Source organism: Nocardioides insulae DSM 17944 (assembly GCF_000422825.1).
GTDB lineage: Bacteria > Actinomycetota > Actinomycetes > Propionibacteriales > Nocardioidaceae > Nocardioides > Nocardioides insulae.
In genome coordinates this window covers 472,216-490,270 of the sequence record NZ_AUGU01000014.1, presented here as the reverse complement: position 1 = coordinate 490,270, position 18,055 = coordinate 472,216, and the positions used below count along the sequence as shown (strand labels likewise).

17 protein-coding genes and 1 tRNA gene are annotated in these 18,055 nt (G+C 72.6%); 7 read left to right on the top strand and 11 right to left on the bottom strand.

Annotated elements, in window-relative coordinates:
* Positions 1 to 125 precede the first annotated feature (125 nt).
* The 5 genes from G515_RS0106470 to eno form a co-directional block, all read right to left on the bottom strand.
* Positions 126 to 202, bottom strand: a tRNA-Leu gene (locus G515_RS0106470).
* A 20-nt stretch (positions 203 to 222) separates the two neighbouring features.
* A complete protein-coding gene (locus G515_RS0106465; RefSeq protein ID WP_028659501.1) occupies positions 223 to 1,134 on the bottom strand; it encodes a Ppx/GppA phosphatase family protein in 912 nt (303 codons plus the stop codon).
* Positions 1,131 to 1,673 (bottom strand): DUF501 domain-containing protein, encoded by a 543-nt coding sequence (locus tag G515_RS19870; protein WP_051217942.1) that lies wholly within the window; start codon positions 1,671 to 1,673, stop codon positions 1,131 to 1,133. The genes G515_RS0106465 and G515_RS19870 overlap by 4 nt, the downstream gene beginning before the upstream one ends.
* Complete coding sequence (locus G515_RS19865) at positions 1,670 to 2,272, bottom strand: FtsB family cell division protein (RefSeq protein ID WP_245565251.1); 603 nt, start codon at positions 2,270 to 2,272, stop codon at positions 1,670 to 1,672. Before G515_RS19865 ends, G515_RS19870 begins: the two co-directional genes overlap by 4 nt.
* A gap of 180 nt (positions 2,273 to 2,452) precedes the next feature.
* Positions 2,453 to 3,730 (bottom strand): phosphopyruvate hydratase, encoded by a 1,278-nt coding sequence (gene eno, locus G515_RS0106450; protein WP_028659500.1) that lies wholly within the window; start codon positions 3,728 to 3,730, stop codon positions 2,453 to 2,455.
* Positions 3,731 to 3,948: 218 nt separating this feature from the next.
* On the opposite strand from eno, the gene G515_RS0106445 reads away from it, so the two are divergent.
* Positions 3,949 to 6,288 (top strand): esterase-like activity of phytase family protein, encoded by a 2,340-nt coding sequence (locus G515_RS0106445; RefSeq protein ID WP_028659499.1) that lies wholly within the window; start codon positions 3,949 to 3,951, stop codon positions 6,286 to 6,288.
* 139 nt (positions 6,289 to 6,427) lie between these two features.
* On the opposite strand, the gene G515_RS0106440 is transcribed toward G515_RS0106445, so the two are convergent.
* The 4 genes from G515_RS0106440 to G515_RS0106425 all read right to left on the bottom strand — a co-directional run bounded on the left by G515_RS0106440 (position 6,428) and on the right by G515_RS0106425 (position 9,289).
* Entirely contained in the window at positions 6,428 to 7,129 is a 702-nt protein-coding gene (locus G515_RS0106440) for a hypothetical protein (RefSeq protein WP_028659498.1), read from the bottom strand.
* A gap of 241 nt (positions 7,130 to 7,370) precedes the next feature.
* Positions 7,371 to 7,718 (bottom strand): MazG nucleotide pyrophosphohydrolase domain-containing protein, encoded by a 348-nt coding sequence (locus tag G515_RS19860; RefSeq protein WP_211220960.1) that lies wholly within the window; start codon positions 7,716 to 7,718, stop codon positions 7,371 to 7,373.
* Positions 7,719 to 7,842: 124 nt separating this feature from the next.
* A complete protein-coding gene (locus tag G515_RS0106430; protein ID WP_084653177.1) occupies positions 7,843 to 8,424 on the bottom strand; it encodes a DUF4916 domain-containing protein in 582 nt (193 codons plus the stop codon).
* 172 nt (positions 8,425 to 8,596) lie between these two features.
* Entirely contained in the window at positions 8,597 to 9,289 is a 693-nt protein-coding gene (locus G515_RS0106425) for a hypothetical protein (protein WP_157571026.1), read from the bottom strand.
* A 93-nt stretch (positions 9,290 to 9,382) separates the two neighbouring features.
* On the opposite strand from G515_RS0106425, the gene G515_RS0106420 reads away from it, so the two are divergent.
* Positions 9,383 to 10,564, top strand: a complete 1,182-nt coding sequence (locus tag G515_RS0106420; protein ID WP_051217940.1) for a glycosyltransferase family 4 protein — start codon at positions 9,383 to 9,385, stop codon at positions 10,562 to 10,564.
* Here G515_RS0106420 and G515_RS0106415 read toward each other — a convergent pair.
* Positions 10,545 to 10,976 carry an FAD synthase family protein gene (locus G515_RS0106415; RefSeq protein WP_028659494.1) on the bottom strand — a complete coding sequence of 144 codons (432 nt, stop codon included), beginning with the start codon at positions 10,974 to 10,976 and terminating at the stop codon, positions 10,545 to 10,547. The genes G515_RS0106420 and G515_RS0106415 overlap by 20 nt on opposite strands.
* Positions 10,977 to 11,097: 121 nt before the next feature.
* Here G515_RS0106415 and G515_RS19855 point away from each other — a divergent pair, with 121 nt between their 5' ends.
* The 5 genes from G515_RS19855 to G515_RS22540 are packed head-to-tail and all read left to right on the top strand — an operon-like array spanning position 11,098 to position 16,308.
* The gene (locus G515_RS19855; protein ID WP_084653173.1) at positions 11,098 to 11,967 is read left to right on the top strand and encodes a CDP-alcohol phosphatidyltransferase family protein; all 870 of its coding nucleotides are present in this window, start codon (positions 11,098 to 11,100) and stop codon (positions 11,965 to 11,967) included.
* Positions 11,968 to 11,970: 3 nt separating this feature from the next.
* The gene (locus G515_RS19850; protein WP_051217939.1) at positions 11,971 to 13,119 is read left to right on the top strand and encodes a DUF1972 domain-containing protein; all 1,149 of its coding nucleotides are present in this window, start codon (positions 11,971 to 11,973) and stop codon (positions 13,117 to 13,119) included.
* Entirely contained in the window at positions 13,116 to 14,414 is a 1,299-nt protein-coding gene (locus tag G515_RS19845; protein ID WP_051217938.1) for a polysaccharide biosynthesis protein, read from the top strand. Before G515_RS19850 ends, G515_RS19845 begins: the two co-directional genes overlap by 4 nt.
* Positions 14,411 to 15,670: a hypothetical protein gene (locus G515_RS0106395; RefSeq protein ID WP_028659493.1), complete on the top strand. Its 1,260-nt coding sequence runs from the start codon at positions 14,411 to 14,413 to the stop codon at positions 15,668 to 15,670. The genes G515_RS19845 and G515_RS0106395 overlap by 4 nt, the downstream gene beginning before the upstream one ends.
* Positions 15,667 to 16,308: an arsenate reductase/protein-tyrosine-phosphatase family protein gene (locus G515_RS22540; RefSeq protein ID WP_051217937.1), complete on the top strand. Its 642-nt coding sequence runs from the start codon at positions 15,667 to 15,669 to the stop codon at positions 16,306 to 16,308. Before G515_RS0106395 ends, G515_RS22540 begins: the two co-directional genes overlap by 4 nt.
* Here the strand turns inward: G515_RS22540 and G515_RS19835 are convergent.
* Complete coding sequence (locus G515_RS19835; RefSeq protein WP_051217936.1) at positions 16,287 to 17,888, bottom strand: tyrosine-protein kinase domain-containing protein; 1,602 nt, start codon at positions 17,886 to 17,888, stop codon at positions 16,287 to 16,289. The two genes, G515_RS22540 and G515_RS19835, sit on opposite strands and share 22 nt — an antisense overlap.
* Positions 17,889 to 18,055: the final 167 nt, after the last annotated feature.

Below are 18,055 nucleotides of genomic sequence, written 5' to 3'. Positions count from 1 at the left end.
AGAAGTCGATGAGACAGCGGCTGCCCCCTGCCTCCTTCGGGGCACGGGCTCCGCACCGGACCACCCCGGGCAGCCAGGCCGGCCTCACCGGCGGGCTGCTACCAGCGCTGGCTCACCGGCGCCGGTGGTGCCCCCGGTGGGGCTCGAACCCACACTGTGCCGTTTTTAAGACGGCTTCCTCTGCCGGTTGGGATACGGGGGCGTGTCGAGGGACCGGCTCGGTCACTCCACCATCGACCAGGCGATGCCGTCGAGGATGTCGGATTCGGAGACGATGATCCGGTCCACCGCCGCGCGGCGCAGGATCCGGCTCAGGATCAGGCCGCCGGCGCCGATCACGTCGGCCCGGCCGGGGTGCAGCCAGGGCAGCTCGACCCGCTCGTTGACGGTCATCCCGAGCAGCCGGTCGACCAGCGCGTGGATGTCCTCGACGGCCAACACCGCCTGGTCGATCGCATCTCGGGAGTACTCATCGAGGTCGAGGACGCCGGCCGCCAGGGTCGTGATCGTGCCCGCGACACCGACGAGGGTCCGCGCCGAGTCGAGATCCACCGCCGACTCCTCCAGGGCGGCGTCGACCGAGCGCACCAGCGCGGCGACCTCACCCATCTCCGGTGGGTCCGAACGCAGGTGGCGTTCGTGGAGTCGCACCGAGCCGATGTCCATCGACCGGGCCACCGCGGGCGGCTGTCCGAGTCGGGTGCCGAGGATCAGCTCGGTCGACCCGCCCCCGATGTCGAGCACGAGGACCGGACCGGCGGGTCGCTCGCGCAGGTTGCGCACCGCGCCGTCGAAGGCGAGCGCCGCCTCCTCGGTGCCGCTGACCACCTCCGGCTCGATCCCGAGCCGGGAACGAACGCCGGCGACGAACTCCTCCGTGTTCGCGGCATCGCGCGTGGCCGAGGTCGCCACGAAGCGCACCTGCTCGACGCCGTGGGCGCGGATCAGGCCGGCGTACTCGTCGATGGCGGCGAAGGTGCGGGCGAGGGCGTCCGCGGCCAGGACACCGGTGCGATCCACCCCCTGACCCAGGCGCACCATCCGCATCTCGCGGACCGCGACGTCGGGCAGGTCACCGATCAGGAGCTTGATCGTGTTGGTGCCGCAGTCGATCGCGGCGACAGGAGCGGTCACTCGGGTGTGGCTTCGTCGTCGGCTCCGGGCGAGGTGGGCTCGACACACGGTCCGGCGGCCCAGTAGTCGCCGAGTTCGTCGAGCACCTCGTCACCCAGCGGGTTGACCCCGCGGCCCATCGCGAGCGCCTGGCCGGCGAGCACGTGGAGGCACTTGACCCGGTCGGGCATCCCCCCGGCGCTGATCCCTTCGATCTCCGGGACGGAGAGGCCCTTCTCCTCCGCCAGCCGGCCGCGGAACTCCAGATAGCTCTCGTGCGCCCGCCGGTAGGCGGCCGCCAGGTCGGGATCCTCGCCGAGCCGCTCCTGCATCTGCTTCATCACGCCGCCGCCCTCGAGCGTGCCGATCCGCGAGGCCGCCCGCGGACAGGTGAGGTAGAAGGTCGTCGGGAAGGGCGTGCCATTGGGCAGCCGCGGATCGGTGGTCACCACGTCGGGCAGCGAGCACGGGCAGCGGTGCCCGATCTCGTGGATGCCGCGCGGCACCCGGCCGAGCTGTGCTGCGATCGCGGCCTCGTCGGCGGCGTCGATGCCGGTCACCTTCGGGATGTCTCCTTCTCCCCGTCGATCTCGTTGGCGGTCTTGCTCTCACGCGGTGGGTCGCCGGCCACCTCGACCGACTCCCATGCATCCTCCCACCAGGCCCGCGGGGTCTGGTCACCGACGTCGTCGGGATCGGCCAGCTCGGCCCCGGGTTGAAGCCGGTCGCCGTTCTCGTCGAGGACGACGTACGGCGTCTCCCCCGGCATCACGAACCCGAACCTCTCCCGGGCCTGCTGCTCGACGTAGGCCGGGTCGTCCCAGCGTGCCTTCTCCCGCTCGAGGTCGTCGATGGCCTGCTCGCGCTCGGCGATCTCGGCCTTGGCCTCGGTGATGTGCTCGCGCTGGTCCAGGTAGGAACGGAGCGAGGAGGTGTAGCTCAGAGCCAGGACCGCCAGCACGAGCAGCAGGACCGCGGCCCGCCCGGTGAACCGGGGACGCCGCCGGCGTACGGCGGTCGTCGCGGCGGCCGGATCGGACTCCTCCGACCCCGGCCGCCGGCCGGCGCGCACCTGTCCGGGTCGTACGCCGGGGCGGCGGGTCGGCCGGGCCGAGGGTCCCCGCGTCGTGCCCCTGGTGTTGCGCCGCTGCTCACCCACGGCGCCGATTCTCCCCGACCCACCCGCCGTGATCGGGCAGTGACTCGCACTATCTGGTGGCTGCTGGGCGGACGTTTCCCCGGTTCACCGGCGAAAGTCGCACCCCGGCCGGGATGGCCGCACGGGCCCGGCCGACGAGGTCGACCGGGCCCGCGCGGGGCGTGGTGAATCAGCCCTGGATCAGCCCTGGTAGCGCGGGAAGGCTGCGGCGCCGGCGTAACGGGCGGCCTCGCCGAGCTCGTCCTCGATCCGCAGCAGCTGGTTGTACTTGGCGACCCGCTCGGAGCGCGCCGGGGCCCCGGTCTTGATCTGGCCGCAGTTGGTCGCCACGGCGAGGTCGGCGATGGTGGTGTCCTCGGTCTCGCCCGAGCGGTGGCTCATCATGCAGCGGAAGCCGTTGCGGTGGGCCAGGTCGACCGAGTCGAGGGCCTCGCTGAGCGAGCCGATCTGGTTGACCTTGACCAGCAGCGCGTTGCCCTGGCCACCGGTGATGCCGCGCTGGAGGCGCTCGACGTTGGTGACGAACAGGTCGTCGCCCACCAGCTGGGTCTTCGAGCCCAGGGTGTCGGTGATCGCCTTCCATCCGTCCCAGTCCTCCTCGTCGAGGGGGTCCTCGATCGAGACGATCGGGTAGGCCGCGACGAGCTCGGCGTAGTAGGCCGCCATCTGCTCCGCCGACCTGGTCGAGCCCTCGAAGGTGTAGACGCCCTCGGTGCAGAACTCCGAGGCGGCCACGTCGAGCGCGAGCGCGACGTCGCGGCCCAGGGTCAGGCCGGTTGCACCGATCGCCTCGGCGATCAGGTCGAGCGCGGCCCGGTTGGAGGGGAGGTCGGGCGCGAAGCCGCCCTCGTCACCCACGCCGGTGGCCAGGCCCTGCTTCTTCAGCACCGACTTCAGCGAGTGGTAGACCTCGGCACCGGCGCGGAGCGCCTCGGCGAACGTGGGGAGCCCGATCGGCGCGATCATGAACTCCTGGATGTCGACGTTGGTGTCCGCGTGGGCACCGCCGTTGAGGATGTTCATCATCGGCACCGGGAGGAGGTGCGCGTTGGGTCCTCCGACGTACCGATAGAGCGGGAGGCCGGCGCTGTCGGCCGCGGCGCGGGCGACGGCCAGGGAGAGGCCGAGGATGGCGTTGGCGCCGATGTTGGCCTTGTTGGGGGTGCCGTCCGCCTCGAGCATGATGCTGTCGATGAGGCGCTGGTCGTCGGCGTCGAGACCCTCGATGGCGGGGGCGAGCGTCTCCACGACGCCCTGGACGGCCTTCATCACGCCCTTGCCGCCGTAGCGCTGGTCGCCGTCGCGCAGCTCGGCCGCTTCGAAGGCCCCGGTGGACGCACCGCTGGGCACCGCGGCACGGGAGAAGGTGCCGTCCTCCAGGACGACCTCGACCTCGACGGTCGGGTTGCCGCGGGAGTCGAGGATCTCGCGGGCGCCTACTGCTTCGATCGCTGCCACTTCAATGCTCCTGGGGAGTCGGGGGTCGGGCCGGGACTCACCCTAATGGACCCCTCGACCGAGGAGTCCGGTCGTTCTCAGCACGGTCGGGTGGGGAGGATCACCCGGCCGTCCGGGACCACGACCGTTCACCCGGGCCTCGCCAGGACTTCACCCGTACGTCGCGCACAGGCACTTGGGTTCACACGTTCGTCCCCCCGACCCCCTAGGACCTCTGCATGCGTCTGCGCACCACGGCCGCGGTCACCGCGGCCCTGTCCCTGATCGCCCTCGCGCTCGCCCCCCTGACATCGCCGGCCGCCGCCGACCGGCCCGACCGGTCCGACCGCTCTGCCGGGCACAGCTCGTCGGCGGAGGACACCTTCGAGCGGCTGGTGACCTACCCGGTCTTCCAGAACGTGCCGACGGGGGTCGACCCCGCCGAGGAGACGCTGGCCGAGATCTCCGACGTCTCCGAGGACGGTCGCACCCTGGCCTACACCGACGCCGCGGGGGGACGGATCGGGTTCCTGGACCTCTCCGACCCCTCCGCGCCGGTAGGACTGGGCTCCCACGACGTCGCCGGCGGCCGTGGCGGCCAGCCGACCTCGGTCGCCGTGGTCGGCGACTACGCACTGGTGGTCGTGGACGACACCGACGGCGACTTCCCCCACCCCGCGGGCCGGCTGGACGTGGTGACCCTCGCCGCGCCGCACGACCTGGTCGCCTCGATCGACCTCGGCGGTCAGCCGGACTCGATCGCGGTCAGCCCGGACGGCCGGTACGCCGCGATCGCGATGGAGAACCAGCGCGACGAGGAGGCGATGCCGGACACCGGCGACGGGGAGGAGGGCGACCTCCCCCAGGCGCCGGCCGGGTTCGTGCAGGTGCTCTCCCTCGGCGGCGACCCGACCGGATGGAGCACGGACCGGGTCGACCTGCCGGCCGAGGCGCTCGGCGTACTCGACACGCCGCAGGACGCCGAGCCGGAGTACGTCGACATCAACGACGACAACCAGCTCGCCCTGACCCTCCAGGAGAACAACGGCGTCGCGATCATCGACCTCGCCACCGCCTCCCTGGAATCGGTGTGGAGCGCTGGGTCCGCCACCGTCGAGGGCGTGGACACCACCGAGGACGGCGTCATCGACCTGAGCGGGACCATCACCGCGCCGCGCGAGCCCGACGCGATCCAGTGGGTCGGCGACGGCCTGGTCGCCACCGCCAACGAAGGCGACTGGAAGGGCGGCACCCGCGGCTGGACCGTCTTCGAGGCCACGGACGGCGAGGTGGTGTGGGACGCCGGCGCCAGCTTCGAGGAGCTCGCCGTCCGCCACGGCCTCGCCAACGAGGGCCGCTCGGACGCGAAGGGGACCGAGCCGGAGGGCCTCGCCTTCGACACCTTCGACGGCGTCCCGTACGCCTTCGTCGGCTCCGAACGCAGCAACTTCGTCGCCGTCTACGACATGAGCGATCCGCGCGAACCGGAGCTCACCCAGGTGCTGCCCACCGCGATCGGCCCCGAGGGGCTGCTGCCGATCCCCGCGCGGAACCTGCTCGCGGTCTCCACGGAGGAGGACTCCGCCGAGGACGGCTTCCGGGCCACCGTCGGGGTCTACCGACTCGGTGACGGCGAGGACGACCGCCGGGGTCAGGGTCACGGCCAGGGTCACGAGGACCGCACGGCCGACGGGTCGGTCGAGTTCCCCTCGATCGTCTCCGAGGACGAGTCCGGGAAGCCGATCGGCTGGACCGCACTGGGCGCGCTCTCGGGCGACCCCCGCGATGCCGACACGCTCTGGGCCGCCAGCGACGCGGCTCTCGCGACCGGCCGGATCTACCGCGTCGACGTCCGTCGCACACCGGCGAGGATCACCGAGGTGCGCGAGGTGCACACCGCCTCCGGTGAGACCCCCGCGTTGGACATCGAGGGACTGGCCGCCCGGGAGAACGGCGGCTTCTGGGCCGCCTCGGAGGGCGCCACCGGCCCGGAGAACCAACTGCTCCGACTGGCCTCCGACGGGGAGATCCTGGAGACGGTGAAGCTGCCTCGGGACGTCGCCGCCGGCCTCGGCTCCCAGGGTCTGGAGGGCGTCACCACCGTCGGCCGCGGCTGGCACGAACAGGTGTACGTCGCGCTGCAGCGTCCGCTCGCCGGCGAACAGACCGCCCGGATCGGCCGGTACACCCCCCTCACCGGCACCTGGCGCTGGTTCCACTACCCGCTGGAGAGCACCTCGGTCGAGGGCGACTGGATCGGCCTGTCCGAGGTCACCGCCGTGGACCGGAACACCCTCGCCGTGATCGAGCGGGACAAGCAGTCCGGCCCCGACGCCGCGGTGAAGCGGATCTACACGGTGGACATCCCGCTCGTCGGGAAGACGCTGCGCAAGAGGCTCGCCCACGACGTCCTGCCCGACCTGCGTGCCACCCGGGGCTGGACCCAGGAGAAGCTGGAAGGTCTCGCCATCGCCCGCGACGGGGAGCTCTACGCCGTCACCGACAACGACGGCCTGGACGACGCCACCGGCGAGACCGTCTTCCTCAGGTTGGGTGCGGCGCGCCGCGTGCTGCGCTGACCCTCACGACCCCGGCGCGGTCACGCGGCCGGCAACGTCCTCGTCCGGTCCTACGGGTCACGAAATGACAGCTGGTGGGCTCCCTCGCGGGAGCCCACCAGCTGTGTGTTCAACAGGGTTCAGCCAACGATCGGTGCGATCAGTAGCGACGTGCGGTGATCGGGCCGTACGTCGAGGACACCATCCCGCGGCCGGCCGGCAGGACCATGCGGTACTTGATGCCCTTGCGGGAGTTCTTGAAGGTCACCGTGATCTTGGCGGTGCCGGAGACCCGGACCTTCTTGTAGCCCTTCCACTTCCCGCCGACCTTGCGCTGGAAGGTGGCGCGCATGCCCCGGATCGCGGCCGCGGGACGGATGACGAACTGGCCCCTGCTGGCGCGCCGGGTGCTCTTGTCCTTGAAGCTGACCTTGCGGTAGGTGCCGATGGCGCGGACCGTGGAGACGCTCGGGGTCCAGGTGGTGGTGCCGCTGTAGCCGGCGTAGGTGCCGCCGGTGTAGACGCCGCGGTAACGCGCGGTGGTGTTGAACCGGCCGGTGCCGGAGAAGTACGCGTAGGTGCGGCCGGAGGACGTCGCGACCTTGGTCCAGGTCCGGCCGCCGTCGGTCGAGCGCTGGATCGTGGTCGTACCTGCGGAGGGGTAGTCGCAGGCACCATAGGACAGCTGCGCCGAGACGGAGTTGTAGCCACCGAACTCGGTGGAGCCCTTGTACACGTCCAGCTTGACCGAGGTCGCGCAGGAGGCGGCCTGGGCCGGCGCCGCCGTAGCGATCGAGAGGGCGGTGACGGAGAGGGCGCCGGCGGCGAGGGCTGCGCCGATACGCCGGATGATGCGCTTCATGCGTTCTGCTTTCTTGGTGACCCGAGACAATGGAAGAGGCATTGATCGGGGTCACGCGCGCAACCGCCAGTCCGACCGACTCAGCGCGCAGGCTGCTGACGCGGCCGAACCCCGCGCGATGATCCCATACGGCCGCACAGCCCACGCACAGCACCCTGGTTTGTGACGCGCGAACGCCTGCCTGGGGCAGACTCCCACGCCTGATCAGCGCAGCCCGGGAGCAGCCCCGGATCAGCCCGGGTCAGCGCTCGGCGGCGCGCTCCCGCCGCTTGGCGGCCTGCCAGAGCTCTTCGATCTCCTCGACCGTGTAGGTCCGCGTGGGGTCGGCGTCGGGGCCGAAGACGTGCGGGTTGCGGCGCTTCATCTTGGCGGCGAGGCCGGCGATCACGTCGTCCATGCTGAACTCGCCCGCCTCCTCCGCGATCGCGGCGTGGAAGTAGATCTGGAGGAGCAGGTCCCCGAGTTCCTCGGCCAGATGGTCCGGGTCGCCCTCCTCGATCGCCTCCAACACCTCCGCGCTCTCCTCGCGCAGGAACCGGGCCAGGGAGCGATGGTCCTGGGAGGCCTTCCAGGCGCAGCGCTCGCGCATCACCCGCATCAGGCCCAGGAACTCGACCAGCCCCTCCCCCGTGGCACGCCTCCGGGGCCCGGCCGAGCCATCCGATTCAGCTGACTGAGCCGACTCAGGTGCAGCCGACTCAGGTGCAGCCGACTCAGATGGCGTCGGCATGGTGGAGGAGTTGGCGCAGCAGGGAGGCCCGGCCGCCCTCGAGCTCGGCGGTGATCTCCTCGGAGACCGCCTCCTCGGGGGTCAGCCAGCTGAGCTCGAGGGCGTCCTGCCGGGGCTGGCACTCACCGGAGACCGGCACCACGAAGGCGAGCGCGACGGCGTGCTGCCGCCAGTCCTGGAAGCGGCCCGTGGGCCAGGGGAAGTACTCCGCCACCGCGGCGGGCACCATCGAGGTGGGTACGACGGGGAACGCGGTCGCGCCGAGGTCCTTCTCCAGGTGCCGCATCAGAGCATCGCGCAGCTCCTCGCCGTGCAGCACCCGGCCCGACACCAGCGACCGGGTCATCCGCCCGGTCGTGGGCGAGCCGCGGAGCAGCAGTCCGACCTGGCTCACCCGACCGTTCGCGTCGACGCGGACGGGCAGCGCCTCGACGTACAGCATCGGCACCCGGGCCCGTGCCCCGGCCAGCTCCTCCTCGCTGAGCCAGCCCGGCACGAGGTCCTCGACGGACTCCTCCCACCGGCGCTCGTCGTCGGACTCCTCGCCGAAGGCCTCCATCGTCATGCTCCGACCCTACGTCCCGCCCCGTACCCCGGTCTGCCGCGGTCTACCCCGGCCCGCCGCCCGGTCCGCCGCCGGTCCCCGTCCACTCACGGTCCCACCGAGGAGGCGACCCACGATCCCCGGGCCGGGGCGCCCAGCGCTGGGACTCGGCGATGGGACTCGGCGCTGGGACTCAGGGCGAGTCGGGGGCGGTGCCGCAGGTCTGGTCGGCAGGGAGTCCGGCGGCGTAATCGAAGGCCTGCTGGCCGCCACCGAGGGACGCCTCTCCTAGTTCGGCCTGCTCGCTGACCGGTTCGGAGATCGAGCTCTCCGGGGCCAGCTCCCCGTCCTCGAAGGTCACGCCGTAGGCCGGGGCGACGAGGACGTCCTGTTCCGCGAACCACTGGGTGAACAGGTCGCCGGCGCCGGCGGTGTCGAGCCCCTGGCGTCGCAGGGTCGCACCCTCCACCCGCAGGACCGAGTCACGCACCTCCTCCTCGCCGACCGGGGCGAGTGTGGTGCGGAGCTCGTCCACCCCGGCGGCGTAGGCAGCCTCCGCCGCCTCCACGTCGACGGCCGGGTCGTCGGCGTACTCGGTCAGGAACCGGTCGACGGCCAGGTCGAGGGCGACCCCCCGGACGACGGCGATCCGCAGGTCGCGCAGGGCGATCTGACCCATCTGGTCGCCGTTGAGCTCCTCGAGGGCGGTGCAGTAGTCCGTGGTGAGCTCACCGATCTGTTCATCACCCACCTCCTCGCCTGCCACGGAGACGCCGAGTCCGGGGTGCGGACCGGATCCGCCGCACGCGGTCAGGACCAGGGCGCCCGCCGCGACGGCGAGGGTCCGGATCGAAGAGGAGGGGGTGAGGTGGATCACAGGGCGCACGCGGTCATCTCTACCACGCCGCCCTCCCCCGCGTTGGGTATGCGGCCCGGAGGACACCGGGGAGGCGGGCCGGGTCGCTCTAGCCTCGCCGCCATGTCCCTCGCCGCGCCGCGCCCCGAACCGACCGCAGAGCCCGCGCCGGCGACGGCGCCGGTGCTCATCGGCGCGCCGTCCTGCGATGTGTACGGCTCGGATCTCCAACTGCTCCAGACCGTGGCCGGTCTGCGCGAACGCGGCCTCCCGGTCGTCGTCGTCGCACCGGAGGACGGCCCGCTGCGAGGGCGGTTGGAGGCCCTGGGGGTCAGTGTCCGTCTCCTGCCCACCCCGGTCCTGCGCCGCGGCGACGCCACGCCGGCCGGGCTGCTGCGGCTGGGCGGCCGGAGCGTCACCGGCCTGCGATTGGCCCGCCGGCTCATCCGGGAGACCGGTGCAGGGGTGGTGTGCGCCAACACGGTGACCGTCCCCGGCTGGCTGGCCGCCGCCCGATCCATGGGGGTCCCCTCGCTGTGCCACGTGCACGAGGCCGAGGCCCAGGACGCCCGGTGGGTACGCCGCGCGCTGGCCGCTCCGCTCCGGCTGGCCGACACGGTGGTGGTCAACAGCCGCACCACCCGCGAAACCCTGCTCGAGGTCGCTCCTGCCCTGGCCGGACGGACCCGGCTGATCCACAACGGCGTGGAGCCACCGCCGGGGCCGGTCGCGCCGCCGGTACGCCGTCCCGGAGCGCCGTACCGGCTGGTCGTGGTGGGCCGGATCTCGGCTCGCAAGGCCCCGCACGTCGCCGTGGCGGCGACCGCCCTCCTGCGGGCGCAGGGACGCGAGGTCGAGCTCGAACTGTGCGGCACCCCCGGGCCCGGCCAGGAGGAGTACGACGCGCGGCTGCGCGCCCGCGCCGAGCGGCCGGACCTCCGCGGAACGATCCGGTTCGCCGGCTACACGGCGCCGGTCTGGCCGGCGCTGGAGCGTGCGGACGCCGTGGTGGCGACCTCGCTCGGCGAGTCGTTCGGCAACGTGGTGGTCGAGGGTCAGCTGGCCTGCCGGCCGGTGATCGCGACCGCCGTCCAAGGCCACCTGGAGACGGTGCGCGACGGACACACCGGGCTGTTGGTGCCGACCCTGGACCCGGCCGCGCTGGCCGGGGCGGTGGCCCGGCTGATGGATGACGGGGAGCTCGCCGAGCGGCTGGCCCGGACCGGCCGTGAGCGGGGGCTGGCCGACTTCGGTGTGGACCGCTACCGACAGCGCGTCGGCGAGGTCATCGACGAGCTGCGGTGATCTCGCTCAGTGCCCGGCGCAGCTGGGTGCTGGAGGTGTGCACGGTGTAGGGCAGGTAGACGACCTCGACGCCGAAGGCCCCGAGGTCCCGCTCCAACTGGTCCCCCTTCGGGGTGTGGTGCCAGTCATCGCCCTTGAAGATGCGGTCGAACCGCAGCTCCCGCCAGGCGTCGGTCTTCTCGGCGGTCACCTCGGCGTACACCTCGTCGACCAGGTCGACGTGCCGGACGATCTCCATCCGCTCGGCGAGCGGGATCACCGGCAGGTGTCCCTTGACCGCGAGGCAGTGCTCGTCGGAGACCACCCCGGCGATCAGGTGGTCGCACTGCTTCCGGGCGTGCTTGAGGATGTTGAGGTGGCCGACGTGGAACAGGTCGTACACCCCGGGCGCGTACCCCACGATCCGGCTCATGTCGAGCGACCCTAGGAACGCTCGGAAGGCTGGAGAGGGTCCTCGCGGGACGATCCCCAATTTGTGGGAGTCGGTCCGGGACCGGCGGTAAAGTGGGGCGCACCGTTCTTAGCGTCGGTCCATGACAGAGGCTGAAACACAGGAATGGCTGCGTGGGGCAGCACATGTCCGGGTCGGCCCGCGCATCCGCTATCGACTCAACCTGCGCGCCCTGGCGAGCGCGCAGAAGCCGCGCCGCGGCACCGCCGCCTACTCCCGGTGGGTGAACCGCCCGCTGGCCCGGCGGGTCGCGGCGGCCGCCGCCCTGGTCGGGATGACCCCCAATGTCGCCACCGCGATCAGTGCCACGCTGACCGCGGCCGGCCTGATCCTGCTCGCGGCCGCCTCTCCCGCGGTCTGGGTCGGCGTGGCGGTCTCCATGTTGTTGGCGGCCGGCTACGTGATGGACTCCGTCGACGGGCAGCTGGCCCGGCTGCGCGGCAGCTCCTCGGTCGCCGGTGAGTGGCTGGACCACACCGTGGACTGTGCCAAGACGGTCTCCTTCCATCTCGCCGTCCTGATCGCTTGGTTCCGGCACCCCCCGGTGGACGCGGAGGCTGCCCTGCTGGTGCCGATCGGCTTCGCGATCGTGGACGTGCTCTGCTTCTTCGGGCTGATCGTGATGCCCCTGCTCCGGACCGCGCACCCCGCCGCCCGACCGGCGACCGGTCAGCGCGAGCACCACCACGAGCACCCGCTCCGCACCTGGGTGCTGCTCCCCACCGACTACGGGATCTTCTGCTGGGTCTTCGTCCTGCTGGGCTTCCCGGCGCTGTTCTTCGGGGGCTACGGCCTGCTCTTCGCCGTCAACGCCGCGGTCCTCGTCCTCGCACTTCGCAAGTGGTTCGGCGAACTGTCGGCCATCGACCGGGCCTCGGGGCCCTCACCCGACACCGGAGGCGACGGCCGCCCGTCGGCTCCGGGTGCCCTTCCCGGCGGCCAGGAGGCCTGAATCGTGCGCATCGCGATGCTGGGGACGCGTGGCGTCCCGGCCCATTACGGCGGCTTCGAGACTGCTGTGGAGGAGATCGGGTCCCGTCTGGTCGAACGCGGCCACCAGGTCACGGTGTTCTGCCGCGGCGAGGAGGAACGGCCGTCGACGTACAAGGGCATGGACCTGGTCCACCTGCCCGCGGTCCACGGCCGGGCCGTGGAGACGCTGAGCCACACCGGGGTCTCGGTCGCCCATCTGCTCCGTGGTCGGGGGCACGACGTGGCGGTGGTGTTCAACGCCGCCAACGTGCCGTTCCTGCCCGCCCTGCGGATGCGCGGCATCCCCACCGCCCTGCACGTGGACGGCATCGAGTGGCTGCGGGCGAAGTGGGGCGGCCTCGGCCGGCACTACTACCGGGCGGCCGAGAGCCTGGCGGTGCGGTGGGCCGACGCCCTGATCGCCGACGCGGAGGGCATCGCGGAGTACTACCGCACCGAGTTCGGGGCGACCACGGAGATGTTGGCCTACGGTGCGCCGATCCTGCCGGACCCGGCCGCGGAGCGGATCGGGGAACTCGGCCTGGCCGCCCACGACTACCACCTGGTCGTCGCCCGCTTCGAGCCGGAGAACCATGTGGCCGACATCGTCGCCGGCTACCGCCGCTCCGCCGCCGTCCGGCCGCTGGTGGTGGTGGGCTCGGCGCCGTACAACGACGCCTACACCGAGCGGGTTCGCGCCATCGCCGGGGGCGACCCGCGGATCAGGATGCTCGGCGCCGTCTGGGACCAGGAGCAGCTCGACCAGCTCTACGCGAACGCACTCACCTACCTGCACGGGCACTCGGTCGGCGGCACCAATCCGTCCCTGCTCCGCGCGATGGGAGCGGGCACCGCGGTGGTCGCCTACGACGTCGTGTTCAACCGTGAGGTGCTGGGCCGGCACGGGGACTTCTTCACCGACCCCGGCGAACTTCCCGGCCTGCTCGCGGCCGCCGAGGCGGACCCGCAGCGCCAGGTCACCCTCGGGGCCCGGCTCCGCGCCCGCGCCGCGCGGCGCTACCAGTGGGACGAGGTGGCCGCCGGCTATGAACACCTGCTCAAGCGTCTGGACGCCGGCGAGTCGCAGAGGGGCAGGTTCACCGGACGGCGCCGAGCGGGCCTGACCACGTGAGCCGCACACCCGGCCTCGCGGCGGTGGCGCAGCGGCTGACCGGCCCCGCGATGGGGGCCCTGGCCGGCCAGGTCACGCTGGCCGCGGGCAGTCTGCTGCTCCAGGTCGCGGCGGCCCGCGCGCTGGGCGCCGAAGGGCTCGGCACCTACGCCCTGCTGTTCAGCGCCATCGTGGTCTTCACCGCGGTCTCGACCGGCCTGGTGGGCGACTCCCTGACCGTGCTGGACCGGCACGAACCCCGGATCCGCTCGGCGCTGGTGCTGCTCGCCGGGGTCATGACCGGGGCTGCGGCCGTGCTCGCCCTCCTGCTCGGGCTGTGGTGGGACCAGCTCTCCGCAGGGGCGGTGGCCTGGTTCGCGGCGGCGACCGTCGCCTTCATCCTGGCCGACCTGACCCGGCGCCTGCTGATGGCCGTGCACCGGTTCTGGCAGCTGGTCGCGGTCGACCTCGCCGGTCTGGCCGCGGCGGTGGGCGTGGTCGCGGTGAGCTGGCTCCTCACCGAGCCGAAGCTCGCCCATCTGCTGGCCGCCCTCGCCGCCGGTCAGGCCGTGGCGGCCCTGGTGGCCTGGCGGCTGCTCCCGCCGGCCGAGCGCACCCGGGCCCGCCCTCGCACCGGCGCGGTGCGTGCCGTACTCGGGTTCGGGGGCTGGCGCGCGATGCAGCAGTTCGTCCGGCCGACCTCGCTGAGCACGGCACGCTGGCTGGTCCTGGTCGCGGCCGGCACCGCCGCCGTCGGCGAACTCGAGGCGGCGAGGGTGTTCGTCGCCCCGGCGATGATCCTGATCCAGGGCCTCGGCTCCTTCCTCTTCGCCACCTACGCCAGCGACCAGCACCGTCCGGTCGCCGAGATGCGGGCGCGCGCCGACCGCGCCGCCGCGGGGCTGCTCATCGGGGCGGTCACGATCGGAGCCGCCGCCTGGGCGCTGACGCCCCTGCTGGGCGGGCTGATCAGCGGCGGCCGGTTCGAGATCGCCCCCCTCGCCGTGCTCGGGTGGACGGCGTACGCCGCCTCCTGCGCGGCCGTCCTGCCCTACGGCAGCCTGGCCGCCGTCCGCGGAGAGGCGGCCCAGGTGCTGATCCTGCGGGTGGTCGATTCGGCCCTTTCCCTCGGCGCGGTCGCGCTCGCCGTCCTCGTGCTGGGCGCCGATCCGGCCATCACGCCGTGGCTGCTCGGCCTGGGGTCGTTCCTCGGCGGTCTGGTGTGCCGGCAGTTCCTGCTGGCCGACCGCCCGGTCGGACGCCACACCGGCCCGACCCGCAGTCCGGCGAGGTCGGCCGCGAGGAGCCTGCCATGACGGTCTCGAGCACCGCCGCGTCCCGTCACGCGGCGAGCAGACCGAGCCCGGAGCAGGCGGATGAGCTTCCCGAGTCGCTCACCATCACGCCGCTGCGGCGTACCCCGCTCCGGCTCTTCACGATCTGCCTGCTCCTCCTGGTCTCGAGCGTGGCCTGGCGGCGTGGCGAGTTCTACTCCGGCGGGTTCGACACGGTGGTCGCGGCCAAGGCCGCGCTGACCCTGCTCGCCCTCCTCCTGGTCCTCACCGCCCCCGTGCGTGGTCTGCCCTGGGCAAGGTTCCGGGCCGGCCCGGTGCCCTGGCTGATCCTCTACGCGGCCCTCGCCACGACCGGGGCGCTGCTCAACGGGGACGCGTTCTCCTCGGCGGTGCTCGCCGGCCGGCTGGGTCTGCTCACCCTCATCCTGGTGCTCCTCTTCCGGCACTACCCGAGGGCGGAGGTGCTCAGTGCCCTGCTGTCGGCGATGCTCGCCCTGGCCCTGGTCGGCAGCGTCACCGGGGTCGGGTCGCTGGCCACCGAGGGACGGTTGTACGGCGGCATCCCGCCGCTCAACGCCAACACCATCGCGCTCCTGGTCAGCCTTCCGCTGATCTGCCTGTGCTGGCGGTGGACCGCGCACGTCGTACGGCCGGTGGAGCTGCTCGCCATCGCACCACTGCTCGGCCTGCTGTGGCTCACCGGCACCCGTACCGGCCTGGCCGCGGTCCTGGTGGCCCTGCTGATCCTGGTGGTGATGGCCCCCCGCCTGCCGGGTCCGGTCGTGGCGCTCACGGTCGTGTCGGTCCCGACGCTGCTGGCGGTCTTCTCCTTCACACCGCTGCTCAGCGGCTACCTCACCCGCGGTGACAGCGCCTCGGACCTGGTCACCCTCAACTCGCGTACCGTCGCCTGGCGGGCCGCGCTGGAGTATCCGGACGACCTCACCGAGCGCCTGCTCGGAGCCGGGCTCGCGCAGAAGGTCATCCCGGTCTCCGCGATGTACCGGCACGAGCAGATCCTGGACAGCACCTGGGTCTCCGCGATCGTCCAGGCAGGGTTCCTGGGCACCGCGGTGCTCGCGCTCATCGTCCTCACGACTCTCACCCGGCTGCTCACCGAGCCGCCGCCGCTGCGCGGCCTGCTGGTGGCCTCGGTGGGCATGCTCACCCTGATCAGCGTGATGGAGAGCGGTCTGTTCGACACCTCGGTGACGTTCATCGCGTTCTGCTGCTTCGCCCTGTCCGGCCGACCACCCACGGAACGGAGGACGCGATGACGCTGCCCCTGAGCCTGCCACTGAGCCTGCTGCTGGTCTGCTCGGCCAACGAGTGCCGCTCACCCGCCGCCCAGACCCTGCTCTCGGCCCGGCTCACCGAACTGGGCGTCACCGGGGTCCGGACGTTCACCTGCGGGCACGAGGCCGCCGCCGAACGGCCGGCGTGCCCGGACACCCGGGCCTGGGCCCGCTCCCGCGGGTTCGACACCGACCTGCTCGACCAGCACCGATCGCGCCGTCTCGACCTCGACCTGATCGGCTCGGCCGACCTGGTCCTGGGCCTGGACCGCCGCGCCCGGGCCGCCGTCGTACGCCTGGCGCCGGCGGCGAACGAGCGCACGTTCACGCTGCGCGAGGCCGCGGCCCTGGTGCAGCGACGGGCCCGGCAGATGAGCCGGGAGGGCGGGCGGCGTTCGACCCTGATCGCCGACCTGCACGCGACGCGGGGGCTGACCGACCTGCCCGAGACCGAGGTCTTCCACCCGCCGTCCCACGGGTGGCGCGCGGTGCGGATCCATGAGCACGACGTCCCGGACGCCCACGTGGAGCGGGGGGTGACGCACCGACTGTCGCGTCGGCTGCTGGTCCCCGCGGTGGACGCGGTGGCGCGGGGCCTCTACGACCTCGAGCCGGAGTGAGAGGCCGACCCGAGCGCCGGGTCGCCGCCCTGGTCCGGCCCTGACCCGTCACCGGTCGACTCCTCGACCGGGTCGCCCGCATGCTCTCCCGTCGACTCCCGCACCGGCTCACCTACCGGCCCATCCACCGACTCGGCGACCGGTTCAGCGGCAGAGGGGGCAGTGGCCGACGGGATCGCCTCGGTCGCCTTGCGGTCAGTGCCGAGGGGCGCGAGTTCGGCCCGGTGCACCGACGGCTCGGCGCCGTAGGCAGACTTGCTTGTCCCGCCGCGCCGGCGTTCGCCGGACAGCACCGTGCCGAGCAGGGTGAGCCGGGCCTGGCGGAAGGCCTCCAGGGCGGCCGAGGTCTGCTCGCGGCGGGCCGAGCCGGCGGGCACCACCAGCACCACGCCGTCGACCTGTTCGCCGAGCACCACCGCGTCGGTCACCGACAGCACCGGCGGCGAGTCGTAGATGACCACGTCGTACCGCTCACGCAGCGACTCGACCAGGGCGTGCATCGCCTCCGAGCCGAGCAGCGCGGCCGGGTCCGGAGGCAGCGACCCGGCCGGGAGCACGGTGAGCATGTCGCGGTTCCAGCTCACCAGGACCTCGTCCAGGTCCGCCTCCCCGACCAGCACATCGGAGAGGCCGAGGCTGCCCTCGACGCCGAAGAACCGGGCAGCGCCGGGCCGGCGGAGGTCGGCCTCCACCAGGCAGACCGAGGCACCGGCCTGGGCCCAGCTGATCGCCAGGTTGCTCGAGACCGAGGTCTTGCCGTCGCCGGCCATCGCGGAGCTGACCACGAAGTGCTCCAGGCGCCGGTCGACGGTGGCGAACTTCAGCGCCGTCCGGATGGTGCGGTAGCGCTCCGCGCTCACCGACCGGTAGTCCAGGGCGACCAGCGGACGGCGGTACGCCGAAGGCTCGCGCAGCGTGACGCCCAGCGGCGAGATCCCGGTCAGGTCGCGGAGGTCCTCGGGGGTCTTCACCCGGCGGTCGAGGTGGTGTCGCAGCACCGCCGCCACCAGACCGAGCGCGAGCCCGAGCGCGCCTCCCAGGAGGAGGTTCAACAGCACCCGCGGGGAGGACGGGGAGGTGGGGACCTCGGCCGGCTGGGCGAGCGAGACGCCGACATTGGGCACCGTCGAGCCGGCGGCAGTCTCGAGCTCCTCGATCACCTCACCCAGCCGTTCGCTGACCGCGTCGGCCATCCGGGCGGCCTGCTCCGGATCGGGATCGGTCACCTGGACCTTCAGCAGCACCGTCTCGGGCGGACTGCTGACCTCGACGGCGTCGGCGAAGTCGGCGTGGTCGAGGTCCAGGCCGAGTTCCTCGGTGACGGGGTCGAGCACCCGGTGGCTGGTGGCCAGCGGCGCATACGATTTGACCCGCTGGACGGCGAACTGGGACCCCTGGAAGATCTCGCCCTGACCCTCGTCGACGCGTTCGGCGACGGTCACGAAGGAGGTCGCCTCGGCGGTGTACTGCACCGGCATCGCCAGCGAGATCCCGACCGCGGCCGCCAGTCCGAGCACGAGTCCGCTCGCCCAGACCAGCCAGCGCTTGTGCAGGATCTGGAAATACTCCGCAAACGTCACGACAAGCCCCCTACGTCAGAACACGGAGGGTCCACGCCCCGGGACCGTCCGGGGCCAGCCAACCCCCACCAGCCCGCACCGCCCCGAAATGCGGGATGACGTACCGAGTTCTCGGGATGGGTCCGCGAGTCGGCCAGGACACCGGGCACCGGTCCGTAGCTTCGGTT

What these genes read in the sequence shown, in the direction of transcription:
- G515_RS0106445 (WP_028659499.1), top strand. Translation starts at nt 3,949, where the DNA reads ATGCGTCTGCGCACCACGGCCGCGGTCACCGCGGCCCTGTCCCTGATC.
- G515_RS22540 (WP_051217937.1), top strand. Translation starts at nt 15,667, where the DNA reads ATGACGCTGCCCCTGAGCCTGCCACTGAGCCTGCTGCTGGTCTGCTCG.
- G515_RS19860 (WP_211220960.1), bottom strand. Translation starts at nt 7,718, where the DNA reads ATGCGCGAGCGCTGCGCCTGGAAGGCCTCCCAGGACCATCGCTCCCTG.
- G515_RS0106395 (WP_028659493.1), top strand. Translation starts at nt 14,411, where the DNA reads ATGACGGTCTCGAGCACCGCCGCGTCCCGTCACGCGGCGAGCAGACCG.
- G515_RS0106430 (WP_084653177.1), bottom strand. Translation starts at nt 8,424, where the DNA reads ATGACGATGGAGGCCTTCGGCGAGGAGTCCGACGACGAGCGCCGGTGG.
- G515_RS0106415 (WP_028659494.1), bottom strand. Translation starts at nt 10,976, where the DNA reads ATGAGCCGGATCGTGGGGTACGCGCCCGGGGTGTACGACCTGTTCCAC.
- G515_RS19855 (WP_084653173.1), top strand. Translation starts at nt 11,098, where the DNA reads ATGACAGAGGCTGAAACACAGGAATGGCTGCGTGGGGCAGCACATGTC.
- G515_RS0106440 (WP_028659498.1), bottom strand. Translation starts at nt 7,129, where the DNA reads ATGAAGCGCATCATCCGGCGTATCGGCGCAGCCCTCGCCGCCGGCGCC.
- G515_RS0106420 (WP_051217940.1), top strand. Translation starts at nt 9,383, where the DNA reads ATGTCCCTCGCCGCGCCGCGCCCCGAACCGACCGCAGAGCCCGCGCCG.